Source organism: Actinomycetota bacterium, assembly GCA_036280995.1.
GTDB lineage: Bacteria > Actinomycetota > CALGFH01 > CALGFH01 > CALGFH01 > CALGFH01.
The window spans coordinates 1-3210 of sequence record DASUPQ010000798.1; the positions used below are offsets into that span (position 1 = coordinate 1).

4 protein-coding genes are annotated in these 3210 nt (G+C 69.5%); 3 read left to right on the forward strand and 1 reads right to left on the reverse strand.

Annotated elements, in window-relative coordinates:
* Positions 1–397 precede the first annotated feature (397 nt).
* Positions 398–1141, forward strand: coding sequence for a GAF and ANTAR domain-containing protein (locus tag VF468_26720; GenBank protein HEX5881883.1), 744 nt, complete (start codon positions 398–400; stop codon positions 1139–1141).
* A 43-nt stretch (positions 1142–1184) separates the two neighbouring features.
* On the forward strand, positions 1185–1601 hold the full coding sequence (locus VF468_26725) for an organic hydroperoxide resistance protein (protein ID HEX5881884.1): 417 nt from the start codon (positions 1185–1187) through the stop codon (positions 1599–1601).
* Positions 1602–1709: 108 nt separating this feature from the next.
* Here VF468_26725 and VF468_26730 read toward each other — a convergent pair whose 3' ends face one another.
* Positions 1710–2471, reverse strand: a complete 762-nt coding sequence (locus VF468_26730) for a PIG-L deacetylase family protein (protein HEX5881885.1) — start codon at positions 2469–2471, stop codon at positions 1710–1712.
* Between the two features lie 495 nt (positions 2472–2966).
* Between VF468_26730 and VF468_26735 the strand changes: the two genes are divergently transcribed.
* The coding region (locus VF468_26735; protein HEX5881886.1) for a hypothetical protein at positions 2967–3210 on the forward strand (244 nt) is incomplete at its 3' end.

The window sequence follows — 3210 nt, forward strand, 5'->3', positions numbered from 1 at the left end:
CGCCTCGTGGTCCAGGCGTCCGCGGACGGCGATCACCCGGGCCAGGGCCTCCTGGACCAGGTGGTGGACGGTGTCCGGGTCGCGGGCCCGTACCACCACCCGCCGGAGCATCGGCTCCAGCTCCAGGATGTCCTCGTGCCGGGAGTCGGCGACCGGTGACGCAGCCGCATGGAGACTCTTGTCGATGATCTCCCCGTCTTGTTGTCACTCCTGTCCCGGACGACGGTGCGTAATGCGAGACGCCGACGTGCGTTGCATCCAGTAGAGGACGCCGCCGCCCGGCTGGCGTGCCCTGGACACCGATGTCCCGGGGCGGCGGTCAGGGCGGCCCCGCATGGGGGACGGGGTCACCGACCGCCGCCTCCGGACCGCGAGCCGAAGGCCAGCAGGAGGGGGCATGGAGGACTACGAGGACGGACAGGAGCAGGCGGTTCCCCAGCCGTCGTCGTCCCTCGGCGGGGACGCGCTGGACTCGGTCGTGCGTCCGGCCCTGGTCGCGGCGACCCGGTTGTTCCTGGTCGCCGGGGTCGCGCTGGTGCTGGTCGACGAGGCCGGCGAGCTGCGCGGGACGGTCGCCGCCGGCGACCTCGCCCAGGTCCTGGAGGACGCCGCCCCGCAGCTCTGGTCCGGCCCATCCCTGGACGTCCTGGCCGACGGCGCGCCGGTCCGCACCTCCAACCTCCGCGGCCCGGGCAGCTGGCCCGCCCTGGCCCGCCTGCCCGCCCTGGCCGGCGTGAACAGCCTCGTCTGCGTCCCGGTCGAGGGCGCGGCCGGCCCCATCGGCACCCTCACGGCCGTCCGCCGCCCGGCAAGGCCCTGGCCGGCCCAGGAGGTCGAGGGCCTGCTCGTCTACGCCGGCGTGGTCGCCTCCCTGGTCAGGGCGGCCGCCGAGTCGGAGCGCACCGCCCAGATCATCGACCAGCTCGAGCACGCCCTCCACCATCGGGTCGTGATCGAGCAGGCCAAGGGCATCCTGATGGAACGCGAGCAGCTCGACCCGGCCGGTGCCTTCGATCGCCTCCGCAAGGCCGCCCGGGCCGGCCGCCGCCGTGTCAGCGAGGTCGCCGCCGAGGTCGTGGCCGGCCACGAACTCCCCCCGCCCACCCCTTCGAACGGCAACGGCGGCCACCCTCCGGCATGATGGCCGAGGGGGCCCGACGCCACGACGCCCAGGAGGGACCCCCATGGAGGTGCTCTACACCGCCGAAGCCACCGCCACCGGCGGCCGCAGGAACGGCCGCGCCTGGTCCTCCGACGGCGCCATCGACGTCCAGATCAACCCCCCCAAGGAGGTCGGCGGCTCGGGCGAGGGCACCAACCCCGAGCAGCTGTTCGCCGCCGGCTACGCCGCCTGCTTCGACAACGCTCTCGCCAGCGTGGCCCGGATGGACAAGATCGACCCCGGCCAGACCACCGTCACCGCCCTGGTCGCCCTGGCCAAGCACCCCGAAGGGGGCTTCGCCCTCGACGTCGAGCTCCGGGTGACCGTTCCCGACCTCCCCCATGACGAAGCCGAGTCCCTGGTCGCCAAGGCCCACCGCCGCTGCCCCTACTCCCGCGCCACCAAGGGCAACGTGGACGTTCGCCTGGTCGTTCTCTGATCGTCCAGCTTGCTGGCTTCGGGCTCCCGGCGCCTGACCTGGGGGCCTCCCGTCGGTCCCGGGGTCCGGCCGACTGGCCGACTGTCCCCGGCCCCGGCTCCGTGCCGGTCAGGCCTGGCTGAGCGGCGCCTCCGGGTCGGTTCGCGGCGGATCCCACGGCAGGTCGAACCGGAACACCCGGAACGCCTCCCCGTACCTGAACGGCTGCTCGGCGGCCGAGAACTCCGCCATCCCCCGCACGAACCCCGCGTTCTCGCCGAAGTCCTCCCCGACCTGGGTGACATGGCAGGCCAGGCTCTCGATCTTCTTGTCGATGAAGTCCCCGATGTCGACGACCAGGTTCGGCTCCATGTTCATCATCAGCCAGACCGCGGTCAGCTTCACCGGCTCCAGCCCCTCGTCCAGCAGCTCCGGATAGGCCAGCCGCGTATCCGACCCCGGGATCACCGCCGCCAGCGTCGCCTCCCCGGCCGCCCGATGGTCCGGGTGGTTGATGTACCGGTCCGCGAAATACCGCGTCGTCGGATCGGTCGTCACTACCACCTCCGGCCGCACCCGCCGAATGAGCCGCACGATCTTCTCCCGAACCTCGAGCGTCGGCTCCAGCAGCCCATCCTCATACCCCAGGAACTCCACCCGGTCGACCCCGACCACCTTGGCCGCCGCTCGCGCCTCCACCTCCCGCAGCTCGGCCAGCCGCTCCCTGGTCATCTCCGGATCACTCGACCCCGCCGCCCCGTTGGTCACCAACGCATAGGTGACATGCGCCCCCTCCCGCACCCACCGGGCAACAGTTCCCGCACACCCAAACTCGATGTCATCGGGATGCGCCGTCACCACCAACGCCCTCGCCGGCGTCCAGTAGTCCATCCTCACAGCTCCCGGTCCTCGGCAGTTCCACTAACGAAGGCCAGCGCCCAGCAGTTCGCCAGTATTCCCTCGGTTCCAGCGCCGAAGGCGCTGCATGACGGTCGAGCAGGTAGCGGCGACGACGAGGATCCGATGGAGATCGAAGCCATCGCCACCCCGAGACGGTCATGGCCACAGCCACACAGCCATTCCCAACTCCGGACCGCCGGCTCAGGGGGGCCTGGAACAAGGCGAACCATCAGGCTCAAGCCCAGTCCTTCGATCAAGACCCTACCTTCTTGCCCGAACCTGGAGTAAAGTCGCTTTTGTACGGTTTGTTGATGACTGCGAGTCGATGAGCGGTTCGTTTGTCCACAGGTTCATCCTCGCCGGTTGTAGGCGCTCCGCCGGCCTCCTACCATCCGGCCCTCACCAAGAGGGACGACCATGTCTAGCGAAGATCATCTACGTGCTGCACCCCCGCATAAGCACCCTCGAGTTGGCCACAGTCTCGCGATGGCCATGGCCATCGTGTTGGTGACCGCTCTAGTGTTCGCGTTCGTCGTGATACAGGATGAGGACAGGCACACAAAAGCATCTGACGCCGGAGGGTCTAATGCAGCAGCGACCCTCCCAATGCACACCACAACCAGTATTGATCTGCAAACGGAACTCGTTGATCGGCTACGGGAGATTCTTGCCAGGCGAGAAACGGCCTATGGCCAGCGAGATCCAGATCTCCTAAGGACGATCTACACAG